This is a genomic window from Pseudobutyrivibrio ruminis HUN009 (assembly GCF_000703005.1).
GTDB classification, from domain to species: domain Bacteria; phylum Bacillota; class Clostridia; order Lachnospirales; family Lachnospiraceae; genus Pseudobutyrivibrio; species Pseudobutyrivibrio ruminis_A.
The window spans coordinates 1,732,819-1,756,489 of the sequence record NZ_JNLH01000001.1; the positions used below are offsets into that span (position 1 = coordinate 1,732,819).

At 39.8% G+C, this 23,671-nt stretch carries 25 protein-coding genes; 24 read left to right on the plus strand and 1 reads right to left on the minus strand.

Annotated features, from left to right (window positions below):
• Nucleotides 1-157: 157 nt before the first annotated feature.
• The 23 genes from ppdK (at nucleotide 158) to nifU (ending at nucleotide 22,159) form a co-directional block, all read left to right on the plus strand.
• Nucleotides 158-2,794 carry a pyruvate, phosphate dikinase gene (ppdK, locus tag BO15_RS0107755; protein WP_033153813.1) on the plus strand — a complete coding sequence of 879 codons (2,637 nt, stop codon included), beginning with the start codon at nucleotides 158-160 and terminating at the stop codon, nucleotides 2,792-2,794.
• An 814-nt stretch (nucleotides 2,795-3,608) separates the two neighbouring features.
• Nucleotides 3,609-4,520: a cyclophilin-like fold protein gene (locus BO15_RS13825; RefSeq protein WP_242843760.1), complete on the plus strand. Its 912-nt coding sequence runs from the start codon at nucleotides 3,609-3,611 to the stop codon at nucleotides 4,518-4,520.
• A 38-nt stretch (nucleotides 4,521-4,558) separates the two neighbouring features.
• Nucleotides 4,559-5,575, plus strand: a complete 1,017-nt coding sequence (locus BO15_RS0107770) for an alpha/beta fold hydrolase (protein ID WP_207641079.1) — start codon at nucleotides 4,559-4,561, stop codon at nucleotides 5,573-5,575.
• Nucleotides 5,535-5,900 (plus strand): ACT domain-containing protein, encoded by a 366-nt coding sequence (locus BO15_RS0107775; RefSeq protein ID WP_033153814.1) that lies wholly within the window; start codon nucleotides 5,535-5,537, stop codon nucleotides 5,898-5,900. The genes BO15_RS0107770 and BO15_RS0107775 overlap by 41 nt, the downstream gene beginning before the upstream one ends.
• A gap of 92 nt (nucleotides 5,901-5,992) precedes the next feature.
• Complete coding sequence (locus BO15_RS0107780) at nucleotides 5,993-6,403, plus strand: peptide deformylase (protein WP_033153815.1); 411 nt, start codon at nucleotides 5,993-5,995, stop codon at nucleotides 6,401-6,403.
• 18 nt (nucleotides 6,404-6,421) lie between these two features.
• Nucleotides 6,422-6,892: a GNAT family N-acetyltransferase gene (locus BO15_RS0107785; protein ID WP_033153816.1), complete on the plus strand. Its 471-nt coding sequence runs from the start codon at nucleotides 6,422-6,424 to the stop codon at nucleotides 6,890-6,892.
• Between the two features lie 26 nt (nucleotides 6,893-6,918).
• Nucleotides 6,919-7,173, plus strand: a complete 255-nt coding sequence (locus BO15_RS0107790; protein ID WP_033153817.1) for a hypothetical protein — start codon at nucleotides 6,919-6,921, stop codon at nucleotides 7,171-7,173.
• Between the two features lie 116 nt (nucleotides 7,174-7,289).
• Nucleotides 7,290-7,538 (plus strand): hypothetical protein, encoded by a 249-nt coding sequence (locus BO15_RS0107795; protein ID WP_207641080.1) that lies wholly within the window; start codon nucleotides 7,290-7,292, stop codon nucleotides 7,536-7,538.
• A gap of 198 nt (nucleotides 7,539-7,736) precedes the next feature.
• Nucleotides 7,737-8,045, plus strand: a complete 309-nt coding sequence (locus BO15_RS0107800) for a hypothetical protein (RefSeq protein WP_033153819.1) — start codon at nucleotides 7,737-7,739, stop codon at nucleotides 8,043-8,045.
• Between the two features lie 75 nt (nucleotides 8,046-8,120).
• Complete coding sequence (locus BO15_RS0107805) at nucleotides 8,121-9,407, plus strand: hypothetical protein (RefSeq protein ID WP_033153820.1); 1,287 nt, start codon at nucleotides 8,121-8,123, stop codon at nucleotides 9,405-9,407.
• A gap of 128 nt (nucleotides 9,408-9,535) precedes the next feature.
• Nucleotides 9,536-10,084, plus strand: a complete 549-nt coding sequence (locus BO15_RS0107810; RefSeq protein WP_033153821.1) for a GNAT family N-acetyltransferase — start codon at nucleotides 9,536-9,538, stop codon at nucleotides 10,082-10,084.
• A gap of 623 nt (nucleotides 10,085-10,707) precedes the next feature.
• Complete coding sequence (locus tag BO15_RS0107815; protein WP_052169843.1) at nucleotides 10,708-11,184, plus strand: GNAT family N-acetyltransferase; 477 nt, start codon at nucleotides 10,708-10,710, stop codon at nucleotides 11,182-11,184.
• Between the two features lies 1 nt (nucleotide 11,185).
• Nucleotides 11,186-11,983, plus strand: coding sequence for an alpha/beta fold hydrolase (locus tag BO15_RS0107820; protein WP_033153822.1), 798 nt, complete (start codon nucleotides 11,186-11,188; stop codon nucleotides 11,981-11,983).
• Between the two features lie 107 nt (nucleotides 11,984-12,090).
• On the plus strand, nucleotides 12,091-13,026 hold the full coding sequence (gene fmt, locus BO15_RS0107825) for a methionyl-tRNA formyltransferase (protein ID WP_033153823.1): 936 nt from the start codon (nucleotides 12,091-12,093) through the stop codon (nucleotides 13,024-13,026).
• Nucleotides 13,027-13,040: 14 nt separating this feature from the next.
• Nucleotides 13,041-14,321 (plus strand): 16S rRNA (cytosine(967)-C(5))-methyltransferase RsmB, encoded by a 1,281-nt coding sequence (rsmB, locus tag BO15_RS0107830; protein ID WP_033153824.1) that lies wholly within the window; start codon nucleotides 13,041-13,043, stop codon nucleotides 14,319-14,321.
• Nucleotides 14,300-15,373 carry a 23S rRNA (adenine(2503)-C(2))-methyltransferase RlmN gene (rlmN, locus tag BO15_RS0107835; RefSeq protein ID WP_033153825.1) on the plus strand — a complete coding sequence of 358 codons (1,074 nt, stop codon included), beginning with the start codon at nucleotides 14,300-14,302 and terminating at the stop codon, nucleotides 15,371-15,373. Before rsmB ends, rlmN begins: the two co-directional genes overlap by 22 nt.
• Nucleotides 15,373-16,092, plus strand: coding sequence for a Stp1/IreP family PP2C-type Ser/Thr phosphatase (locus BO15_RS0107840; protein ID WP_033153826.1), 720 nt, complete (start codon nucleotides 15,373-15,375; stop codon nucleotides 16,090-16,092). The genes rlmN and BO15_RS0107840 overlap by 1 nt, the downstream gene beginning before the upstream one ends.
• A 26-nt stretch (nucleotides 16,093-16,118) precedes the next feature.
• Nucleotides 16,119-18,119: a Stk1 family PASTA domain-containing Ser/Thr kinase gene (pknB, locus tag BO15_RS0107845; RefSeq protein WP_033153827.1), complete on the plus strand. Its 2,001-nt coding sequence runs from the start codon at nucleotides 16,119-16,121 to the stop codon at nucleotides 18,117-18,119.
• Entirely contained in the window at nucleotides 18,119-19,006 is an 888-nt protein-coding gene (gene rsgA, locus BO15_RS0107850) for a ribosome small subunit-dependent GTPase A (protein WP_033153828.1), read from the plus strand. The genes pknB and rsgA overlap by 1 nt, the downstream gene beginning before the upstream one ends.
• A gap of 5 nt (nucleotides 19,007-19,011) precedes the next feature.
• The gene (gene rpe, locus BO15_RS0107855; RefSeq protein WP_081828694.1) at nucleotides 19,012-19,665 is read left to right on the plus strand and encodes a ribulose-phosphate 3-epimerase; all 654 of its coding nucleotides are present in this window, start codon (nucleotides 19,012-19,014) and stop codon (nucleotides 19,663-19,665) included.
• Complete coding sequence (locus tag BO15_RS0107860; protein WP_033153830.1) at nucleotides 19,662-20,336, plus strand: thiamine diphosphokinase; 675 nt, start codon at nucleotides 19,662-19,664, stop codon at nucleotides 20,334-20,336. Before rpe ends, BO15_RS0107860 begins: the two co-directional genes overlap by 4 nt.
• 150 nt (nucleotides 20,337-20,486) lie before the next feature.
• A complete protein-coding gene (gene nifS / locus BO15_RS0107865; protein ID WP_033153831.1) occupies nucleotides 20,487-21,695 on the plus strand; it encodes a cysteine desulfurase NifS in 1,209 nt (402 codons plus the stop codon).
• A gap of 26 nt (nucleotides 21,696-21,721) precedes the next feature.
• Nucleotides 21,722-22,159, plus strand: coding sequence for a Fe-S cluster assembly scaffold protein NifU (nifU, locus tag BO15_RS0107870; RefSeq protein WP_033153832.1), 438 nt, complete (start codon nucleotides 21,722-21,724; stop codon nucleotides 22,157-22,159).
• On the opposite strand, the gene BO15_RS0107875 is transcribed toward nifU, so the two are convergent.
• On the minus strand, nucleotides 22,156-22,560 hold the full coding sequence (locus BO15_RS0107875; protein ID WP_033153833.1) for an RrF2 family transcriptional regulator: 405 nt from the start codon (nucleotides 22,558-22,560) through the stop codon (nucleotides 22,156-22,158). The genes nifU and BO15_RS0107875 overlap by 4 nt on opposite strands.
• Nucleotides 22,561-22,746: 186 nt before the next feature.
• Between BO15_RS0107875 and BO15_RS0107880 the strand changes: the two genes are divergently transcribed.
• Nucleotides 22,747-23,646 (plus strand): transporter substrate-binding domain-containing protein, encoded by a 900-nt coding sequence (locus BO15_RS0107880; RefSeq protein ID WP_033153834.1) that lies wholly within the window; start codon nucleotides 22,747-22,749, stop codon nucleotides 23,644-23,646.
• The last annotated feature ends 25 nt before the right edge of the window (nucleotides 23,647-23,671 follow it).

Here is a 23,671-nt window from a genome sequence, read left to right on the forward strand (position 1 = left end):
AATGCACAAAAATCACTCCTGAATTTCTACTAACTGTACAACGAATTTGTTTGTATTGGTGTCTAAATTGTGTTTTAATAATAACGGACTGTTTGAAAACCCCGTTTTTTACAGACAGACAAATCAAAAGTTATATATATGTTAGGAGGATTTTGAAATGGCTAACAAATGGGTCTACATGTTTAGCGAAGGCGACATGACAATGCGCAATCTTTTAGGAGGAAAAGGTGCAAACCTTGCTGAAATGACAAGCATTGGTCTTCCAGTACCACAGGGCTTCACAATCACAACAGAAGCTTGTACACAGTACTATGAGGATGGTCGCAAGATTAATGATGAAATCATGGCTCAGGCTATGGAAGGTGTTAAGAAAATGGAGGAGATCAACGGCAAGAAGTTCGGAGATCTTAAGAATCCACTTTTAGTTTCAGTTCGTTCAGGTGCTCGTGCATCTATGCCAGGTATGATGGATACAATCCTTAACCTTGGTCTTAATGATGAAGTAGTTGCAGCTATGATCGCTGGTAACCCAGATCCAGCTTTCGAGCGTTTCGTATATGATTCATACAGACGTTTTATTCAGATGTTCTCAGATGTAGTTATGGAAGTAGGTAAGAAATACTTCGAGCAGCTCATCGATGAGATGAAGGAGAAGAAGGGCGTTAAGTATGACGTAGACCTTACTGCAGCAGATCTTAAGGAACTTGCTGAGCAGTTCAAGGCAGAGTACAAGAAGCAGCTCGGTTCTGATTTCCCATCAGATCCAGTAGAGCAGTTAAAGCTTGCTATCGAGGCAGTATTCCGTTCATGGGATAACCCACGTGCAAACGTTTACAGAAGAGATAACGATATCCCTTATTCATGGGGTACAGCAGTTAACGTAATGCCTATGGTATTCGGTAACTTAAATAATGAATCAGGTACTGGTGTTGCATTCACTCGTGACCCAGCTACTGGTGAGAATAAGCTTATGGGTGAGTTCCTTATCAACGCACAGGGCGAGGACGTAGTTGCAGGTGTTCGTACACCAATGCCAATCGCTCAGATGGAGAAGGAGTTCCCAGAGGCATACGCAGAGTTCATCAAGGTATGTGAGACTCTTGAGAATCACTACCATGATATGCAGGATATGGAGTTCACAGTAGAGAACAAGAAGCTTTACATGCTCCAGTGCCGTAACGGTAAGAGAACAGCTCCAGCTGCTCTTAAGATTGCTTGCGACCTTGTTGATGAGGGACACAAGACTCCAGAAGAGGCTGTAGCAATGATCGACCCACGTAACCTTGATACACTTCTTCACCCACAGTTCGAGGCTGCTGCTCTTAAGGCTGCAACACCTCTTGGAAAGGGTCTTGGTGCATCTCCAGGTGCTGCATGTGGTAAGGTTGTATTTACAGCTGACGATGCAGAGGCTTGGGCTGCTAGAGGAGAGAAGGTAGTTCTTGTACGTCTTGAGACATCTCCAGAAGATATCACAGGTATGAAGGCTGCTCAGGGTATCCTTACAGTTCGTGGTGGTATGACATCACACGCTGCCGTTGTTGCTCGTGGTATGGGTACATGCTGTGTATCTGGTTGCGGCGACATCGCTATGGATGAGGAGAACAAGAAGTTCACTCTTGCAGGCACAACATTTACAGAGGGTTCTGAAATCTCTATCGATGGTACAACAGGTAACATCTACGCTGGTATCATCCCAACAGTTGATGCTACAATCGCTGGTGAGTTCGGTCGTGTAATGGCTTGGGCTGATCAGTTCAGAACACTTAAGGTTCGTACAAATGCAGATACTCCAGCTGATGCTAAGAAGGCTAGAGAGCTTGGTGCAGAAGGTATCGGTCTTTGCCGTACAGAGCACATGTTCTTCGAGCCAGAGCGTATCGCTGCATTCCGCGAGATGATCTGCTCTGATACAGAGGAAGAGAGAGAAGTTGCTCTTGATAAGATTCTTCCTTACCAGCAGGGAGACTTCAAGGCTCTTTACGAAGCACTTGAGGGATGCCCAGTTACAATCAGATTCCTTGATCCACCTCTTCACGAATTCGTTCCTACAGAGGATGCTGATATCGAGAAGCTTGCAAAGGCTAAGAACAAGTCAGTAGAGGAAATCAGAAACATCTGCGAGTCACTCCACGAGTTCAACCCAATGATGGGTCACAGAGGATGCCGTCTTGCAGTTACATATCCTTCAATTGCTAAGATGCAGACAAAGGCTGTTATCCGTGCAGCAATCGAAGTACAGAAGGCTCATCCAGATTGGAATGTTAAGCCTGAAATCATGATCCCACTTGTATGTGAGGTTAAGGAGCTTAAGTATGTTAAGGACATTGTTGTAGAGACAGCTGATGCTGAAATCGCAGCTGCAGGCGTTAAGCTTGAGTACGAAGTTGGTACAATGATCGAAATCCCACGTGCTGCTCTTACAGCTGATGAGATTGCTAAGGAAGCTGACTTCTTCTGCTTCGGTACAAACGACCTTACACAGATGACATTTGGTTTCTCTCGTGATGATGCTGGTAAGTTCTTAAATGCTTACTATGACACAAAGATCTTCGAGAACGATCCATTTGCTAAGCTTGACCAGACAGGTGTTGGTAAGCTTATGGAGACAGCTATCAAGCTTGGTAAGCCAGTAAATCCTAAGCTTCACGTAGGTATCTGCGGTGAGCACGGTGGAGATCCATCTTCAGTAGAGTTCTGCCACAAGATTGGTCTTGACTATGTATCATGCTCTCCATTCAGAGTACCAATCGCTAGACTTGCAGCAGCACAGGCAGCTATCGCTAACAAGTAATTGGCGGCTTTGTTGTTTGGCTAGTAAAATATAGTTGAGTTATTGGGCCCAGCCCCTCGGTTTTGCCGAGGGCTGGGCCTTTTTGGTTATTGTGGTCTGTTTGTTGGAGGGGACTTTTGGGGATAATTCCGGTCAAATTCTAGTTAGACTCTATAAAATGCATCCCAAATGTTGGACTTGTTGTTTTGGGATGCATGCATCTAAGTCGTAATTTTGTATGATGCATCCCAGAGGAGAATTATGTGTTGTTGGGATGCATATGATTAGAGGTGATTTTAGTGATTTTCATCCCATAGGTGTTTTTTGATTTTTGGGGATGCATATGTATAGAGACGATTGTTTAAGTTAATGCATCCCATAGGCAAGTTTTTGAGATTTGGGATGAAAAAGTATTTGGCAGTATGCATCCTGAATACGCATTATGGATATACGGGATGCATTACTGCTAAAAAACTGCTTCTAGCACTGCTTGAGAAGATGTTGTGTGGCGGTTCTTGAACGCCAGATTGAAGACGTACAGTTATTATTTAATAAATACATTTTTTAACTGTATGGAAATGCCTATTTGTAATGTTTTTGATAGTATTATGACGATATAACAGATTGTTACTACTCATGATTAATATTCTGTATAGCAATTATGCGGAGATAATACACACTAGGAGAGATCTTTTGAGACGGATACAGTTTTTTTCTGAAAGAATACAAATATAACTGTATATCAGGAATATCGATTTGGTATTTCGTGAAGACTAAGGATTCTGTATAATTAAAGGCAGTGATATTGACAAATCGCGATTTATGGGGGAGTACTATGATTCTTGTTATTGAAAGCGTAGTCTTATGTGGATTGTTTACTTTGATGGTTTATATCATGTCTAGAAATCCGATTAAGACATTGTACAACTATCCGCCGAAGATTCAGGAACGTGTAATGTCCTTAGATGAATATAAGGACCAGGTTCCTACCCGAAAGAATAAGGTGGTAGCAAAGGTAGGAGCGTCACTATTATTTGTGGTGATTCTTGCTTTGATCCTAAGATTTATCAATGGATATACAACGTTCTTGCAGGCATTTGAATATGGTTTTTTGCTTTGGACTATCGTAAATGCGTATGATGCAATCGTGCTGGATATCATCTGGTTCTGTCATGATCCACAGTTTGTGCTCAAAGGCACTGAGGACATGGTGGACGAGTATCACGACTATTGGTTTCATATCAAAGGTTTTTTCATAGGCGAAGGGCTGGCGATAGTGGTGTGTGCTCTGGCAGGGTTAGTTGTATCGCTCATGTCGTATAGCAGCATTAAACAGCCTCCAAATGCGCCTGACACTGTAGAAATGCAGGAGGCTATTATTGAAGAAGATTCAGAGGAAGAGGTAGGGATGATATTACAAATTGATGGAAAAGAAATACCGGTTACTTGGGAAGATAATGCATCTGTGGATGCTTTATGCGAACTTGCGGCAGATGGCCTGGAAATCCAAATGTCTATGTATGGTGGATTTGAGCAGGTGGGCTCCATCGGCCAGAGCATTGCCAGAGATGATAAGCAGACCACCACAAGTGCAGGTGACATTGTGCTCTATTCAGGCAATCAGATTGTTGTATTCTATGGCTCTAATTCATGGGCATACACCAGGCTTGGTAAAATCAATCTGTCTGAAGATGAGCTGACAGAGTTATTAAGTAATGCTGATGTGACATTGAAATTAGCTCAATAGGAAGAAATAGCTTGAGTTGTTCAAATGATGAATTATATATGAAGAGAGAAAAAATGAAAAAAATAGCTAGAATTACTGGGAAGATTTTATTACTACTATTTATAGTGTTGGTTTTTCTTATTGGTGGAATTTTTATCTATAACAAGATTATGCTTGCATCTGAAGAGGCGCTAATAGAGAAACCTATTGGGCAATATGTCGAGGTGGATGGTCACAAGATGAATATATACACCGAAGGCGAAGGAAAACATACACTTCTTTTCCTTTCAGGTTCTGGAACAGCTGCGCCGGTTCTTGATTTTAAAAGTTTGTATTCTCTTTTGAGTAGTGATTATAAAATAGTTGTTATTGAAAAATTTGGATATGGGTTTAGTGATGTGGTTGATAGTGAGAGATCATTTGAAACTATTCTTAGACAAGATAGGGAAGCACTCACCAAGGCAGGAATAGAAGGCCCGTATATTCTTTGTCCACATTCTATGTCAGGAATTGAAGCAATAATGTGGGCTCAAAATTACCCAGATGAAGTGGAAGCTATTGTTGGTCTTGATATGGCACTTCCGAGAGCCTACGATAATTGGGACTGGGACAGCACAATTAAAAAGGAAAGGCTTGCAGTTTTTGCTCGTGAACTAGGGATAGTTAGGTTATTTTATTCTGATAGTCAGCTTCCAGAAAAACTTACAGACAAAGAAAAGAAGATTTATAGGGCGCTTGCTGCAAGTAAAGCAGTAAATACTTGTATCATAAATGAGGGTTTGGCAATTTCGGATGCAGTAACAGAAATTGATAGAAATCCTAAGCCTGATATACCAATGCTCATGTTTGTATCAGATGGACATGAAACAGGTGTTGAAAATTGGATAGATATTCAAAGTGATTATATTTCAGATCTTACAAATGCAGAAGTTATAGAACTGGATTGTGGTCATTATGTACATAATTATAGGCAAGACATAATAGCTGAGAAACTTGTAGAATTTATTGAATCGCAGCTTGTATTGGAGAACATAGATGGAACTGAAGAGAATAGATTGCAAACTAACAGTCTGTAAGGTAACTGAGGTATCAAGTATCAATTTAGAGTCGGATTTATATTTTATTGGTAAGACAGATGAAGAGGTATCATTAGTTTGTAAAACGGAAGATACTCCTATAAATACGGTGGAACGAGATGATGGATGGCGAGGTTTTCGCATTCAAGGAGTTCTTGATTTTTCATTAATTGGAATTTTGTCAAAACTTTCAGGTATTCTTGCAGAGCACAAAATTGGAATCTTTGCAGTATCGACATATAACACAGATTATATTCTTGTAAAAGAAGAAAATTTTGAGCGTGCATTGAACGTATTGGATGCTGAAGGATATACAGTGGTATAACTTCAAATTTGTAGGGAGAAAATCCTGAACTTGTTCTTTATAAGAAAAGATAAGCTATCGGTTTTTCCGATAAAAGTTGTGAAGGAGTATTTATGGTAAAAAAAATAGTTAGAGATCCATTGTTTTTACAACAGAAGTCTGAGCCGGCCACAGAGGCCGATGGTCAGGTTATAGTGGATTTAATTGATACATTGAAAGCTAATTTAGATAGATGTGTTGGCATGGCTGCAAATATGATTGGTGTTAAAAAGCAAATCATAGTTGTGGCTGCAGGGCCATTCATTTTCCCGATGGTCAATCCGGTGATTACTGCCAAGAGCGGTAAGTATGAGACAGAGGAAAGCTGCCTGTCGTTGGACGGCGAAAGACCATGCGTAAGATATAAGGAAATAGAAGTGGATTATCTTGATCAAAACTTTAAGCCTCAGCATGGCAGGTATACAGATTTTACCGCACAGATTATACAGCATGAAATCCAACATTTTAGCGGGGATTTAATCTAAATATATAGGGGGAGACAAATGAATATTTCTTATAAGAAGCTTACACCAACTGAATTAGATATATTCATCAATATGAGAATTACACAGCTTACAGAGGAATATGTTTCATATGGGCGAACTGTTCCGACAGATGTTGATTTGCAAGCAGCATTGAAAGATTATTATGATAGACATCTTGCGGATGGGACATTTGTCTCATGGCTGGCATTTGATGGGGATAAAATAATAGGAACAAGTGGCATGTCTTTTGTTGAAAAGCCACCATATTTTGGTTGTCCAACAGGAAGATTAGGCCTCCTTTCCAGCATGTATACTAATCCAGATTATCGAAGGATGGGCATTGCAAAAGAACTGCTTAATAGAGTGGTAGAAGAGGCAAAGGCTTATGGATGTGGAGCAGTACATATTACTGCTTCAGATATGGGCGTAAAGCTCTACACTTCTTATGGATTTGAGCACAACGGAAATTTTATGCAGTATAAGTTGTAAAATGGGATTTGAAGGAGGAGAAAGCTTTGGAAGCAGGAGAATTAAAAATGACAGTATCATCTGTTTGCAGGAGTGAACAGGGGGATAAGTATGCGTTTGTTACATTTCAGGATGGTGTTAGGACAGCTGAAGGGAAAATTCCTGACTGTAAAATATTAAAAAATGATGGGTTTGCAGAAATTGAAGTGCAGCAGTTGGAAAGATATTTAAAAGAACACCTTACAGAGCTTAAAAAGATGGCTGCTTCTATAGATATTTTTTCTGCTTTTAAAGGTGAATAAAAGACCACATAATATCCTTTAGTTTATGGGGATGATATATGCTTGCTACTCGCTTTTCTCTCAGAGTGAATAGTGCCACAAAAATGACAACTAGCCATTGCTAGATGTCATTTTTTTTGTTAGACTACCCACTTTATGAGAGAAAGGATATTAAAAACATGAAAGGATTGAACTCTAATTACATTCGAGCGGGCCACCAGGCCTGTAGTATTATTTTAATCACATCATTATTATTAATATTGCATTGCTATTGCTATCTCAGAAGCTATGCCATGGAAATGGTGGAGGAAGAGGCTATAATTATTGAGGAAGAAATAGCAATGAAAAGCACTGAAATAATTTCAGAAATTATTGAAGATGCTTGAAACTCTATAGAAGAAGTTGAAGAAGAAATTGAGGAAGTTGAAAAAACTGTATATGAGATTCCTAGTAGCTATGTAAATCCTGTATCTGGAAACACAATTAGCTACAATGGAGGAAAAACCATTGAGCGTTCAAGCAAAATCACATATGGTGATTTAGGAGATATTAATGATTTAGCTGAGCCTGATAGCGATGGCTTTATGAAGCTGGACGATAGATATTTGATTGCAGTCGGAAGTAGATTTGACACAGTAGCAGGGCAGTATATCGACCTTGTTCTTGAAAATGGGGTTGTTATTGAATGCATAATGGGTGACGCAAAAGCAGATGTAGATACAGATTCAACAAACACATTCACATATAAATCAAGCTGCTGTAGCGAATTCATTATTGATGAAGCATCTATCCGCTCAGATATTTATGAAAGAGGAAATGCTTCACTTAAATATGCATCATGGGATTCGCCAGTTGTTAGTGTCGTTGTCTACGATCAATATTGCGAAATATAGACAATTGAAAAATTATGGGGAAATTGGTAGCATAAACAGTAGAATGCAAATAAAGGGGGCTAACAGAATATTGTTATGGGGTTTAATATTGGACCAGTAAGACTGACAGAACTATACCGAAAGAAATATGACGCCTTTACAGAAAATTTGGGCTTGGCCATAGCCGAAGGCAAAAAGATTACTTTTGCAGATAATGATATAACCAATCTTTTAAAGCTTCAGCATGAGCGCATTATGGATAAGGGCCTTTCGATTGATTATGAGGTTACCGACAAAGAAGAAGCAGACGAATTAGATTTAGGACCAATTGTTCTTAGCGATTGGAAAGATGCTCACTATCAGAATTACGTTTGTCTTGAGGAATATGATGTAAAACGAACTGTGAAGCAGGATGGCAAAAAGCAATACAGTGACCGCAGACACAACACACTTCATACTGTCATTACAGATGTGACAAGCGGAATAAGAGCTGATTTGGAACCTTGTACCTGCCCCAACTGTGGCGCAGTAAGTACAATTTCTAGATTGGTGGATGGCTGTCCATATTGCAAAACCATGTACAAGATGGATGATTTGTTTCCACGTATCACCAGATATTATTTTACCGAGGATGCAGCACCTAAGGAGCGAGAAGACACTAGGCTTCGTGGAAAGGTGTTGCTTGGCGGATTAATTTTGGGATTCATTATCGGTGCAATCTTGAATTTGTATACCATAAACGTATACGATGGGGACTATAATCTTTTTGAACATTTTGTCGTAACTGTTTTTGGTATGCTGATTACTTACTCAGCCTTTTGTGTGCTGGATGTTCTAAATCTTATACGCAGGGATATAGTTAATAATGCAGGTAAATGGGGCACGGCAGGTACACATGGCAAGTTCGAACACATGATGAAGGCCTATAGTCCAGAGTTTTCCTTCGATTATTTTTCGGGAAAGGCCTTATCCCTTATTAAGACAGCCGTGTATTCAAAAGATGAGCAGGATTTGCTTTTTTACAAGGGACCAGCTCTCGATAAAAGATTCAAGGATATCATCGACATGAACTATGGCAATGCCATGAAGCTTATTAGCTTTACGGAAAATAATGGTTCGGTGACCGTTGCCATGGATGTGTTCTTTGATACGCTGTATGCTTTTGATAACAAAATCAAATACAAGCACGAAAAATACAGAGCCGTATTTCGTAGAAGGGTAGATATTCCTTTGAACCTTCAGTTTTCAATGACACGAATATCTTGCCCTACATGCTCTGGAAGTTTCAATGCAGTCCTCAACAAGAACTGCCCATTCTGCGGAACTGAATACGACATAGAGTCCCAGGATTGGGTATTGTTATTATTACAGCAGTCATCGTAAGATGGCTGCTTTTTTGTTGCGTTTCTAGCTAACAACAAATTCCAGATAGTGTGAATATTTTTCTTTATTTATGAAGCCATAACATATAGAATAGAAACAATAATTAAAGAGCGTAGGGGGAATAAGTCGTGGTTTTTGAAGAAAAAGAAATCATATTAAAAGATGGAAGAAAATGTAAGTTGCGTTCCATTGATAAGAGCGATTCAGCAGATATGATTGAATATTTGCGCATTGTCTTTGGTGAAACTGAGTTTCTGCTTCGTTATGCAGATGAAGTGACATACACTATTGAGGACGAAGCTAAACTTCTTGAGGGCAAGCGCAATGCTCCTAGGGAAATAATGATGGCAGCAGAAGTAGAAGGAAAGCTTGCAGGGACATGTTGCATTATGACAAAGGGAGAGATTCGCAGAATTCGTCATCGTTGCGATTTTGCAATAGCATTGGCACAGGAATTTTGCGATGCAGGTCTAGGCACTGAAATGATGAAATACGCATTGTCTCTGGCAAAAGAAATGGGATATGAGCAGGTTGAGTTAGGTGTAGTTGATGGCAATAATCGAGCAAAGCATCTTTATGAAAAGATGGGATTTGTTGAAATCGGCAAGACGCTAAAGGCACTGAAGTATGATGATGGTAGTTACCGCGATGAATATCTTATGGTGAAAATGCTATAAGATGCGCAGGAGAGGGAGAATTTATGAAATCCATACGGTTACTACGAGGAGCTTACACTGGAAGAGCTACTGGAGCGAACCAGCTTTCAGGCATACGAAAATAGATATATTAATGTGGATTCATAATTCGTGACTGGAGGAGATATTTAGTTAAGTTAAAATATGAAAATCTGTATTTCACTTAAAAAGTGCTAGAGCAGTTAAGTGAATATAGAAAAAATATAAATAAACTTAAAATAAGTTAAAATGTTTTATATAAAGTTAAGTCGATTATTAGGTAATCAAAAATTCACTTAATAAACAGTGTGATTGAGTTAAGTTTATTTTGCTTATTACATAATAAACTTAAGAAGCGGAGATTTTAGGATGAAAAAGTTAAGTTTATTTTGAGATATTTTTAATACACTTAATGCCGTGTTTCATTTTTAAGTGAGATTAAAAAAATTTTTAGATTCACTTAACTTATATTCAATTTGCGTGTAAGTGAATTTGGGGATTTCAGTAATTCACTTAACTCGGCTCCTGAAGGAGATATTTTAATTACAATTAGACAGATGGGGATGACTTTTGGATAATAAAACAAGATATTTGCCATAAAAAAGACATAAGAAAGAATATACAATATGATAGAGACTAGAACAATAGACACAACAAACATAGCTGATGCTATAAAAATATATAATTCTAATACAGATTTTCTAATTCATCATTTAGGGGAAGATCATATAGATGAAAGTTTCCTTAAAAATGAGCTTGAAGAAATGCTAGCCCATGGTTTTACATCTAACTATGTACTTGTAGACAATGAACCAATCGGCATCCTTGACTATATGATAAATGCTGAAGGATATGTATATCTTTCTCTGATGATGATTACAAAGGAAAAGCAGAAAAATGGCCTAGGCACATCTGTTTATGATTTTTTTGAGAATATGGTTCGTGATTCTGGAGCACAAATTATTAGAATTGATGTAGTTGATGACTATGAAAATAATGTTCTTCCATTCTGGGAGAAGATGGGCTTTGTAACAAAGAAACGTGATGAATTGACTTGGGGAAAGAAGAAATCATCAGTATCTGTTATGGAGAAGGTATTATAAAATGCAGAAAAATGGATGTGTGAAAGTTGGTAATACAGATATGTATTATGTGGCTTTCGGAGAAGGGGAAAAGAATCTGGTAGTTTTGCCAGGATTGTCTGATGGATTGTGGACTGTAAAGGGAAAGGCCATGCTTTTAGCAGGCTCTTACAAAAGGTTCTTTAGGGACTACACTGTGTACATGTTCAGCAGAAAGAATGAAATCCCGGAGGGCTATTCTATAGAAGATATGGCAGATGATCAGGCTCTTGCTATGAGAAATCTTGGCATAGATAGAGCGATTGTGATGGGAGTATCCCAGGGAGGCATGATTGCGCAGTTTTTGGCAGCGAATCACTCTGAGTTGGTGGAGAAGTTGATTCTTGTAGTCACTGCACCATACGCCAATGAAACAATTAAAAGTGTTGTTACAAAATGGATAGAAATGACTCGAAATGCGTCCCATACAGAGCTAATGCTTGATACAGCTGAGAAAGTCTATACAAAGGAATTCAATGAGAAGAATAAAAAGTATCTACCAATAGTTGCTAGATTTACAAAGCCTAAAAATTATGACAGGTTTTGCAAAAACGCATATGCGATACTGGATTTTAATGCAAGGCCAGTCCTATCTAAAATAAAATGTCCTACATATATCATGTCAGGTAACTGCGATAATACTGTTGGCAATGATGCACCTTATGAGCTAAGGGATGCAATTGAGAATAGTGAAATGATTATCTTTGATGGCCTAGGACATGGCCTGTTTGAAGAGGATAAGAATTTTTATAATAAAGTATTCGAGATTTGTGGACGCTAATCCACAGCCACCACTGCGATTGTACAAAAACGTCTTAAAATGTTACACTTAGAAGTAGCGTCTTGAGACGTTTTTTCTTATGTAAAAGGCAGAAAGGATTGATATAGATGAAAGTAGTATTTATGGGTACACCGGATTTTGCGGTGGAGACTTTAAAGGCAATATACGAAGCAGGGCATGAGATTATTCTTGCAGTTTCGCAGCCTGATAAACCAAAGGGACGTAGCGGAAAGCTTCAGCCTACTCCAGTAAAGGAATTTGCCATGGAGCATGGTATTCCAGTTTATCAGCCAGTGAAAATTAGAGCGGAGGAGTCAGTTGAATATTTACGTCAGTACGAGGCAGATGTATTTGTTGTGGCTGCATTTGGACAGATTCTTCCAAAGGTTATTCTTGATATGCCACGCCTTGGCTGTGTAAATGTACATGGGTCACTTCTTCCAAAGTATCGTGGTGCAGCGCCAATACAGTGGGCTGTTATCAACGGTGAAAAGGTTTCTGGAAACACAACAATGCTTATGGGGCCAGGTCTTGACGATGGCGATATGCTTCTTAAGTCAGAGATAGAACTTGCAGCAGACGAAACAGGCGGCAGCCTTTTTGATAAGCTTGCTATTGATGGCGGACAGCTTGCAGTTAAGACAATCGAAGCTCTTGATAGAGGTGAAATCACACCAATCCCTCAGGATGAATCACAGGCTACACACGTAGGCATGATTTCAAAGGATATGGGAAATATTGACTGGACTAAGCCAGCTGAGGAGATTGAGCGCCTTATCAGAGGTCTTAATCCATGGCCATCTGCATTTACATTTATTAATGGTAAGCAGCTAAAGCTTTGGAAGGCAACCGTTGTAGATAAATCAGGGGAGCCAGGCACAGTTATTGATGTAAATAAAAACGCATTTACGATAGCTTGCGGAAGCAAAGCTCTCGAGATAAATGAGCTTCAGCTTGAGGGCAAAAAGCGTATGGCAACTGGTGATTTCCTTAGAGGATATCAGTTAGAGATTGGTGCCAAACTATCAAATAGTAAGAATTAATTAGAGGATATTTGATGTCGGATAACAATAAGATAAACACGAGAATGATTGCTTTTGAAACTCTACTTGAGATTCTTGAGCATGGTCAGTTCTCACATATATATTTAAAAGCTGTTTTAGATAAATACGCATATCTTGATAAAAACGAGAGAGCATTTATCACACGTCTTGTAAACGGCACAGTGGAGCGAAAGCTTCAGCTTGATTACATAATTGACAGCTTTTCAAAAACCAAGGCTAAAAAAATGAAGCCTGTGATTCGCACCATTATGCGAATGGGAGCTTATGAAATCTTTTACATGGATTCAGTTCCAGATTCTGCAACTTGCAATGAATACGTAAAGATTGCAAAGAAGAAAGGCTTTACTGGCTTGGCAGGATTTGTTAATGGAGTGCTAAGAAACATTTCCAGGCAGAAATCAGAGGTTAAGTTTACAGATTTGTGCACAAAGTACTCCATGCCACAGTGGATTGTGGACAAATGGACTGCAGATTACGGCTCACAGCAGACAGAAGAAATCCTTAATGGCTTCTACGAACCACAGGATCTTTGCATCAGGGTCAACCTTAGCAAAGTGACCAGGGAAGAACTGAAAGAGAAATTGGAAAGCAGAAATATTTCAGTACGTATATGCGATACAATCGACAGCGCATGTTACATCAATGGATATGATTCTCTGGTAAGTATTCCAGAGTTTAATCAAGGTTTTTTCTATATTCAGGATTATTCTTCACAGCTTGTACCATACAGGGCTGGCATCAAGGATATTGATAAAGTCATTGATGTGTGTGCAGCACCAGGAGGCAAAGCACTTCATGCTGCGCAGATTGCTTCCAAAGGAAGTGTGGAAGCCAGAGACCTTACCGAAGCAAAGGTTTCTATTATAAATGAAAACATTCAAAGAACCGGGGCAACCAACATCACTGCAAAGCAGTGGGATGCCACAGAATTTGACCAGGAAGCAGAAAATCAGTATGATGTGGTAATTGCTGATTTGCCATGCTCAGGTCTTGGTATTATCAGAAAGAAGCCGGATATAAAATACAACCAGACAGCAGAAAGCTTGAATGAGCTGGTACAGCTTCAGGCCAACATCTTGGATACTGTCTGTAAGTATGTAAAGGCTGGCGGAACATTGTGCTATAGCACTTGTACTATTAATAAAGATGAAAACGAAAATCAGGTAAACAACTTCTTATCATCACATAAGGACTTTACAATGGTTAACATGGAACAGCTATTGCCTGATTCTAGTCACGATGGGTTTTTTATATGTGTAATGAAAAAGAACTAGTAGACCTTAGGTCGCTAAATTTAAACGAACTAACAGAATTTGTTACAGCTGACTTGGGAGAGCCAAAGTTTAGAGCAAAGCAGCTTTATGAGTGGATGCATCAGCATTTGGCACAGGACTATGACGAGATGAAAAACATTCCAAAGTCTCTCAAGGAAAAGCTAAAAGACAGATGCAACTATCATCCATTAAAGCAGATTGATTTGCAGGTTTCCAAAATCGACGGCACTCGCAAATACCTGTTTGAGCTTTACGATGGAGAAATGGTAGAGAGCGTTTGGATGAGCTACAAGCATGGAAACTCTGTATGTATCAGCTCTCAGGTTGGATGTAAAATGGGATGCCGTTTCTGTGCATCTACACTCAACGGATGGGTGAGAAACCTTACAGCTTCAGAGATGCTTGGACAGATATATGCCATTCAAAGGGATACAGGAGAGCGTGTTTCAAATTTAGTTGTTATGGGCACAGGCGAGCCAATGGACAACTATGATAATATAGTTAAATTTGTTAGACTATTATCAGATGAAAATGGACTGAATATTTCTCAGCGAAATATCACAGTCAGCACATGCGGTATTGTTCCTCGCATAAAGCAGCTTGCAGATGAGGATTTGACAATCACACTTGCAATTTCCTTGCACGCACCAAATCAGCAGAAGCGAGCAGAGCTTATGCCAATTGCAAACAAGTATGAGATTCATGAGCTAATCGATGCTTGCGAGTACTATTTCAACAAGACAGGTCGAAGAATTACTTTCGAATATTCGCTTGTTGGGGGTGTCAATGATAGAGACCAGGATGCCACAGAATTAGGTGAATTAATAGGTCATCTTAACTGCCATGTGAACCTCATTCCGGTGAACCCAATTAAGGAGCGTGATTTCGTTTCACCAAGCATGGACAGGGCCTATGCATTCCAAAAAAAGATTGAAAAATACGTGAATAATGCTACTATTAGAAGGGAAATGGGTCGCGATATTGACGGGGCCTGTGGACAACTTAGAAAGCGAACAATGGACGCAAAAGACGCTTCGAAAGGGACTACTTAATGATAAGCTATGAAAAAACTGATGTCGGTGTCAAGAGAAAGGTAAATCAAGACACTATCTATGCATCTGACGCAAGGGTTGGAAAGCTTCCAAACCTTTATATTGTGGCTGATGGCATGGGTGGAGAATTGGCAGGTGATTATGCTTCTGCAAAGTGTGTGGAAATCATAATTAATTCAATTACCAATTCGAATGAGCTTGAGACTGTCAGAATCTTAGAACAGGCAATTCAGACAGCAAACAATCGCATATTTACAGAGTCTCATAAGGATTCTAGCAAAACTGGTATGGGGACTACTTTGGTCTTAGCTACAGTTTTTGATGGACACCTTTATGTGGCCAATGTGGGTGATAGTAGACTCTACGTTGCTAATGGAGCAATGCTAAAGCAGGTTACAAAAGACCACTCTGTTGTTGCTGAACTAGTTAGAACTGGTGAGTTAGATAAAGACGATGCTAAATATGACAAACGTAAGAACATGATTACTCGAGCTATCGGGGCCGAAGAAACTATTACACCAGATTATTTTGATGTGGAAATCAGCGGTAATGAACACATCCTTCTTTGTTCAGATGGATTGACCAATATGGTCGAGGATCAGGAAATATTCGAGATTCTCACATCTGAGGAAAACATCGAAAGCAGGGCAAACAAGCTCGTTGAGCGTGCCAATGCAAATGGTGGCAAAGACAATGTTTCAGTTATTATTATCGAATAAGGAATAGGTTGTATAAAGGAGAATACATGATTACACAAGGCGTATTTATAGCGGATAGATATGAAGTAATAGATAGAGTTGGATCAGGCGGAATGTCTGATGTTTATCGTGCAAAGGACCACATTCTTGGTCGTGAAGTTGCAATAAAGATTTTAAAGCAGGAATTTTCCGAGGATGCTACATTTGTAGCAAAGTTCAGAACTGAGGCTCAGTCAGCAGCAGGTCTTGAACATCCAAATATCGTTAACATATATGATGTAGGTTCCGAAAATGGAATGTACTTCATCGTTATGGAATATGTAGAGGGCATTACCCTCAAGACATATATCGAGAAAAAGGGACAGCTCAATTTCAAAGAGGCTATCTCAATTGCCATTCAGGTGGGCCGTGGTATTGAGGCTGCTCATCAGAAGGGCATCATCCATCGTGATATCAAGCCACAGAACATTATCATTTCCACAGAAGGAAAGGTTAAGGTTACTGACTTTGGTATTGCTCATGCAGCGAGCTCAAACACAATTCACGCAGATGTGATGGGCTCAGTTCACTATTCATCACCAGAGCAGGCTAGAAATGGTTTTGTTGATGGAAAGAGCGATATTTATTCACTTGGTATTGTTATGTACGAAATGGTTACAGGTCGTGTTCCATTTGATGGAGACAATACTGTAGCAATCGCAATCCAGCATTTACAGGAGGAGATGGTAGCACCTTCAGCATATGCTCCAGACCTTCCTATTTCACTTGAGAAGATTATCCTCAAGGCTACAATGAAGTCACCAGATAGAAGATATCCAACTATCTCTGATATGCTTATCGATTTAAAGAGAGCTCTTGTTAGTCCTAATGAGGATTTCGTTACAATCGTTGGTGTAGCAGATCTTGGTCAGACAAAGGTTATGCCAAAGGTTCCTGTTGAGACAGAGGAATCTATTACAAAGAAGGCTGCCGCGGCTCTTATCTTCGACGATGATTATGATGACGAAGAAGAGTACTACGATGACGATGAATACTATGATGATGACGATTATTATGACGACGATGATGAGGATGAAGATGATTCTAAGATGGACAGAATCATGACATTTGCAGGCATCGGCGTTGGTGTTGCTATTGTAGCTATTCTTGTAGCAATTCTTGGAAATGTTTTTGGTGTTTTCAATTTTGGCGCAAAGAAAGTAACAATGGTTAATGTTGTTGGTTCATCTTATGAGGCAGCAGTTGAACAGCTTGAAGGCCTTGGTCTTGATGCAGAAGACAATATTGTTGTTTCATATGAGGAAAATGACGATTACGAAGATGGCACCGTTATTTATCAGTCAGTTGCTGAAGGCGAGGAGTTCTCACTTAAAGATACACTTAGATTAACAGTAACAGGCGAGGATTCAGCAGAATCAGGTTCAACAGATACATCAACTGATGCTTCAAGCAATTCAGGAACAGATAGTTCAAGCAGCTCAAATAGTTCAGGCAACTCAAGCAGCTCAAACAGCTCAAGTAGTTCAAGCAGCTCAAGTAGCTCTAGCAACGGAAATACATCATCTTCGACAGATACAAAAACTGATTCAGATTCCACAGTTGCAGTGCCAAGCGTTGTTGGACTTACACAGGCAGAAGCTACTACTGTTTTAGATGCAAAGGGTATCGTTGTTACTAGCACAACTCAGGAGTACTCAGATGAGGTTACTTCTGGTTCGGTAATTAGCCAGTCAATCGAAGCTGGTGAAATGGTTGCACCAAACACAAGCATTTCACTTGTAATCAGCAAGGGTAAAAAAGAGACAACATACAGCTATACAGTATCAAATCCATTTGATGGTCCATGTACATACTCAATTGCAGAGACAAACCAGTCAGGTAATATTCCAAAGAATGGTGCAATCAATATTAGTAAGTCACCAAAGTCATCGCTTACTATTACTTTGACTTACACTCCTACAATTACTGCATCAGACGGAAGCACAGTTTCTCTTGATGACAAAACTGAAACCAAAACCGAAACTATACAGGGTACAGTTGAGCAATAATGACAGGAAAAATAATTAAAGGTATCGCCGGGTTCTACTACGTATACGTAGAGGACCAGGGTGTATACGAGTGCAAGGCCAAGGGGGCCTTCAGAAAAGATAAAATAAAGCCTTTGGTAGGAGATGATGTCACAATTGACGTCATCTCTTCCGAGGAAATGACGGGCAATGTTATAAGCATTTTGCCGCGAAAGTCTGAGCTTATCAGACCGGCTGTTGCAAATGTTGATCAAGCATTGCTCATTTTTGCAACTAAAAATCCTGAGCCAAATCTTAATCTTTTGGATAGATTCCTCTGTATGATGGAGGAGCAGGATTTGCCTATCGTCATTTGCTTCAACAAAGAAGATATAGCGGACGAGGGCTTTGAAGAACGAATGCGGGCTACTTACGAAAATGCAGGATACAAAGTTATTTTCTGTTCTGCAAAAAACGACGAGGGCATAGATGGCATTCGAGATATTTTAAAAGGCAAGACATCTACCGTGGCAGGGCCATCTGGAGTTGGCAAAAGCTCCATAGTCAATAAATTGACTGAAGGCCAGACCATGGAAACGGGAGAGGTTTCCGAAAAAATCGGTAGAGGAAAACATACGACACGTCATTCCGAGCTTTTATATTTAGGTGACGACACATTCATTATGGACACACCAGGTTTCTCATCTTTGTTTGTACCAAAGATTGAGCCTGTGGATTTATATACCTTATTTCCAGAGTTTATTGAGCCAGCTTCTTACTGCAAGTTTACTGGCTGTGCTCACGACAAGGAGCCAAGCTGTGGTGTAAAAGATGCTGTGGCATCTGGTGAAATCGCAGCCAGCAGATACGAGAACTACCTTCAGATTTATTCTGAAATGGTTAATGAAAGGAATAATAAATACAGGTAATGATTATGGAAAAATGTTTAGCACCTTCAATTTTGTCAGCGGATTTTGGAATTTTAAAACAGCAACTCGAGGTTATTGATGAGGCTGGAGCACAGTACGTTCATTTCGATGTAATGGACGGTGTTTTTGTGCCAAGTATCAGCTTTGGACTTCCTGTTCTAAAGACAATTCGTAAATACACAGACAGAATGATGGATGTGCATTTGATGATAGTGGATCCTGAGCGTTACGTTAAGGATTTTGCTGAGGCAGGAGCAGATATTATTACAGTTCATGCTGAGGCTTGTAAGCATTTGGATGCAACGATTGAATTGATTAAGGCCAGTGGTGCTATGGCCGGTGTAGCAATCAATCCAGCAACTCCACTTAGTGCGATTAGCCATGTTTTGGAAAAGGTAGATATGGTTCTTATCATGACAGTTAACCCAGGTTTTGGTGGACAGTCATTGATTCCATACACACTTGATAAGGTAAGAGAGCTATCACAGCTTTTAAATCAAAAGGGATTAAAGATTGATATCGAAGTTGATGGTGGCATTAACAAAGATACTATTGAGGATGCTTTAGATGCAGGAGCCAATATTATCGTAGCTGGCTCAGCTGTGTTTAATGGCGATATTTCAGCAAACGTAGAAACACTTATGGAGAAAATGCGATGATAGTAATTATTGGTGGCGGTAGCATCAATAAGAATTTCATAAGTGAGTTCATAAGCAAGCTTGATGAAGCTTCGTTAAGTATAATTGCTTGCGACAGTGGCTATGAAAACTGTCTGGATATAGGGCAGGAGCCAGATATTGTTATAGGAGATTTCGATTCCATATCAAAGGACGCATACGAAAAGCTTCAGAATAGCAATGCGGAGGTTATTAAGCTTAATCCTGTAAAGGATGATACAGATATTGAGGCAGCGTTAAATATAGCTATTCGCAAGTCAATGGTAGGGGATTATATTTACCTTTTAGGTGCCACAGGCAAACGCCTGGATCATTTCCTTGGAAACGTAAATCTTCTTGGTATGGGCTGCCTGAAACAGCGTAAGGTTGTAATTGTAGATGAGTATAATTACATTCAAATGATTTCGGCCGGGCAGGTTCTTAATCTTTCCAGAGAGGGAGAGGGAGCCCAATTTGGTCATTATGTTTCAATATTCTCTTATGGAGGCAATGCCACGGGCGTGACTATGACAGGTTTCAAATATCCTTTGGAAAATGCCACTATAGAAGGATTCAATACCCTGACTGTTAGCAATGAAATTACAGAAGAGGTTGGCAGTATTACATTAAAAGAAGGATATTTAATAGTGTGTGAAACAAGAGATGCAATTTAGCATCTCTTTTTTAATGAGAAGATTTCTTAATAAGGCTAAAAGATGCAAACACCTATTGACCTAGTAGGTGTTTGGTGATATCTTCATTAACAGACTAGGTTACTAGGTAAAAGGAGCAACTTAGAATAATGTTAAAGAAAGGTAGTAGTTATGTTTGTATATGCAGATAATGCAGCGACAACAGCTGTTAGTAAAAAAGTAGTGGATGCCATGCTTCCATATTTCACAGAAGTATATGGAAATCCATCAAGCCTTTATTCGGTAGGCCAGAAGGCAAAGGAAGCATTAGAGGAATCAAGAGAAAAGGTGGCAGCTATTTTAGGTGCGAAGCCTAGAGAAATATATTTTACATCAGGCGGAAGTGAGGCAGATAATCAGGCAATCATGTCTGCAGCAAGAGCAGGTGCAAAGAAGGGTAAGAAACATATTATTTCATCAAAGTTTGAGCATCATGCAGTGCTTCACACACTTCAGGCATTGGAGAAGGAAGGATTTGAAATCACACTTGTGGATGTACATGAGAATGGTGTGGTAGATTCAAAGGAAATCGAGGATGCGATTCGTGAGGATACTGCGCTTGTGACTATCATGTATGCCAACAATGAAATTGGAACAATCCAGCCAATCGCAGAAATCGGAAGAATTTGTCGTGAGAAGAAGGTATGGTTCCATACAGATGCGGTTCAGGCAATTAGCCATGTTCATATCAATGTTGAAGAACAGAATATTGATATGCTTTCAATTTCTGCCCACAAGTTCCATGGACCAAAGGGAGTAGGCGTTCTTTATGTAAAGGGAGGAATCCCTGTGTCTAATGTAATCTACGGTGGTGCTCAGGAAAGAGGAAAGAGAGCAGGCACAGAGAATCTTGCAGGCATTGTAGGACTTACAGTTGCACTTGAGGATGCTGTTGCAAATATCGACGCAAATAATGAGCATCTTGTACCTCTTCAGGAAAGACTTATCCAGGGATTATCTCAGATTCCATATTCAGAGTTAAACGGAGACAGACACGCTAGAGTAACATCAAATGTTAATTTCTGTTTTGAGGGAATTGAGGGAGAGTCACTTTTATTGTTACTTGATGATAAGGGCGTAGCAGTTTCATCAGGCTCAGCTTGTACATCAGGCTCACTTGATCCAAGCCATGTACTTCTTGCAATTGGCAGACCACACGAGGTGGCTCACGGCTCACTAAGAATCTCACTTGGCGAGGATGCAACAGAGGAGCAGGTGGACTACATTATCAAATCTGTATCAGAGGTGGTTGAGTACCTTAGAAGCTTTTCACCATTCTGGGGTGATTTAATTAGCGGCAAGAGAAATCACGTATTTGCAGAGCACAAGGAAATCGCTTAAATACACAAGAGAGAAGGAGTAGAAAGATGGCATTATATAGCGAAAAGGTCATGGACCATTTTAGAAACCCAAGAAATGTAGGAGTTATTGAAGACGCCGATGGAGTAGGTGAAGTAGGAAATCCAGTCTGTGGCGATATCATGAAAATATATCTTAAGATTAATGACCAGCAGATTATCGATGACGTTAAGTTTGAGACATTTGGATGCGGTAGCGCCATTGCATCAAGCTCAATGGCTACAGAGCTTATTATGGGCAAGCCAGTATCAGAGGCTTTACAGCTTACCAACAAGGCAGTTACTGAGGCACTTGATGGACTTCCACCACACAAGCTTCACTGTTCAGTTCTTGCTGAAGAAGCAATAAAATCTGCTGTAAAGGACTACTACGACAAAAATGGCATAGAGTACGATCCAGCAGATTTTCCAGAAGAGCATGATTGTGAAGCTTGTCACGTAAACTAAGCTTCGTTTACAAGATCACTGAGCTTCTTTCCATAGAAGAAATCACGCTCTAACAAATAAAACTCGGTCCACATAGGAAGAGTTTTGCATACACCTTCACGAGGGCAGTCTTTTGCACCGTCGGCCAAACAAGCCACAGGAGCAAGGCTGCCTTCAAGCAATTCTATAATCTCACCAATAGAATATTCCTCAGGCTTTCTGGTAAGACGATATCCACCGCCTTTACCGCTGACACCAGCCACAAGTCCACCTTTAACCAATTCTTTAACTATTATCTCCAAATACTTCTTAGAAATATCCTGGCGCTCAGCAATATCCTTAAGTGGAATGTAAGCCTCGCTATCTTGCTGCGCCAAGTCTATCATTACACGAAGTGCATATCTACCTTTAGTACTAAACATAATTATCTCTCCTTTATATACACACTATAATATCCTAGGTAAATAGGTAAATCAAGGGGGATTAGGTGGATGGTGGCTTTGCTATAGGTTTTGTTGATAACGGTGTATAGGAAACCTTGATTATAAAACCTATTGACCTAGTAGGTAATAAGAGATAAGATATCACACATAACAAGGAGGTAGCAGATGAAAAACAACTTACTTAAGAAATTATCAAGCGGATTACTTATTACAGCACTTACAGCTACAGCATTTGTTGGATGCGGGAATTCCAGTGCAGATGCAGGAGAGGAAGTAAAGGATGCAAGTGTGGAGGCAGGCGCAGATGCTGCAGATTCAAATGCAGGCTTTAGAACACTTGATGAGATTAAGGAAAGCGGAACAATTAACATCGGTGTTTTCTCAGACAAGAGCCCATTTGGTTATGTAGATGAAAATGGCGAGTATGCAGGATACGATGTTTATTTTGCAGAAAGAATTGGTGAGGATCTTGGCGTTGAGATTAACTACGTATCAACAGAAGCTGCAAACAGAATTGAGTACCTTCAGACAGGAAAGGTTGATATCATTCTTGCAAACTTTACTGTAACAGAAGAGAGAGCACAGGAGGTCGATTTCGCTCTTCCATACATGAATGTTGCGCTTGGCGTTGTATCACCTTCAGATGCAGTTATTGAGAGCCTTGATGATATCGGTGAGGATGATCAGGTAATTGTTATTTCTGGTACAACAGCAGAGACATACCTTACAAAGAACTATCCTGATATCAAGCTTCAGAAGTACGATGCATATGCAGAGGCAAAGACAGCATTTGAAAACGGCAACGGTGTAGCATGGGCAAACGATAATACAGAGGTTATCGCATTTGCGATAGAGAATGAAGGATACACAGTAGGTATTCCAGAGCTTGGTGACCAGGATACAATCGCTCCAGCTGTAACAAAGGGGAATGAGACACTTCTCAACTGGCTTAACGAAGAGCTTGATACACTTGGAGATGAGAACTTCTTCCACGCTGACTATGAGGCAACTCTTCTTGATACATACGGTGCAGACTACGAAGATACTCTTGTAGTAGAGCAGTAAGATTCCTAAAGAAAATTTGAAAGGC

Coding starts and splice junctions, on each gene's coding strand:
- ppdK (WP_033153813.1), top strand. CDS start 158: ATGGCTAACAAATGGGTCTACATGTTTAGCGAAGGCGACATGACAATG.
- BO15_RS13825 (WP_242843760.1), top strand. CDS start 3,609: ATGATTCTTGTTATTGAAAGCGTAGTCTTATGTGGATTGTTTACTTTG.
- BO15_RS0107770 (WP_207641079.1), top strand. CDS start 4,559: ATGAAGAGAGAAAAAATGAAAAAAATAGCTAGAATTACTGGGAAGATT.
- BO15_RS0107775 (WP_033153814.1), top strand. CDS start 5,535: ATGGAACTGAAGAGAATAGATTGCAAACTAACAGTCTGTAAGGTAACT.
- BO15_RS0107780 (WP_033153815.1), top strand. CDS start 5,993: ATGGTAAAAAAAATAGTTAGAGATCCATTGTTTTTACAACAGAAGTCT.
- BO15_RS0107785 (WP_033153816.1), top strand. CDS start 6,422: ATGAATATTTCTTATAAGAAGCTTACACCAACTGAATTAGATATATTC.
- BO15_RS0107800 (WP_033153819.1), top strand. CDS start 7,737: ATGAAGCTGGACGATAGATATTTGATTGCAGTCGGAAGTAGATTTGAC.
- BO15_RS0107805 (WP_033153820.1), top strand. CDS start 8,121: ATGGGGTTTAATATTGGACCAGTAAGACTGACAGAACTATACCGAAAG.
- BO15_RS0107815 (WP_052169843.1), top strand. CDS start 10,708: ATGATAGAGACTAGAACAATAGACACAACAAACATAGCTGATGCTATA.
- BO15_RS0107820 (WP_033153822.1), top strand. CDS start 11,186: ATGCAGAAAAATGGATGTGTGAAAGTTGGTAATACAGATATGTATTAT.
- fmt (WP_033153823.1), top strand. CDS start 12,091: ATGAAAGTAGTATTTATGGGTACACCGGATTTTGCGGTGGAGACTTTA.
- rsmB (WP_033153824.1), top strand. CDS start 13,041: ATGTCGGATAACAATAAGATAAACACGAGAATGATTGCTTTTGAAACT.
- rlmN (WP_033153825.1), top strand. CDS start 14,300: ATGTGTAATGAAAAAGAACTAGTAGACCTTAGGTCGCTAAATTTAAAC.
- BO15_RS0107840 (WP_033153826.1), top strand. CDS start 15,373: ATGATAAGCTATGAAAAAACTGATGTCGGTGTCAAGAGAAAGGTAAAT.
- pknB (WP_033153827.1), top strand. CDS start 16,119: ATGATTACACAAGGCGTATTTATAGCGGATAGATATGAAGTAATAGAT.
- rsgA (WP_033153828.1), top strand. CDS start 18,119: ATGACAGGAAAAATAATTAAAGGTATCGCCGGGTTCTACTACGTATAC.
- rpe (WP_081828694.1), top strand. CDS start 19,012: ATGGAAAAATGTTTAGCACCTTCAATTTTGTCAGCGGATTTTGGAATT.
- BO15_RS0107860 (WP_033153830.1), top strand. CDS start 19,662: ATGATAGTAATTATTGGTGGCGGTAGCATCAATAAGAATTTCATAAGT.
- nifS (WP_033153831.1), top strand. CDS start 20,487: ATGTTTGTATATGCAGATAATGCAGCGACAACAGCTGTTAGTAAAAAA.
- nifU (WP_033153832.1), top strand. CDS start 21,722: ATGGCATTATATAGCGAAAAGGTCATGGACCATTTTAGAAACCCAAGA.
- BO15_RS0107875 (WP_033153833.1), bottom strand. CDS start 22,560: ATGTTTAGTACTAAAGGTAGATATGCACTTCGTGTAATGATAGACTTG.
- BO15_RS0107880 (WP_033153834.1), top strand. CDS start 22,747: ATGAAAAACAACTTACTTAAGAAATTATCAAGCGGATTACTTATTACA.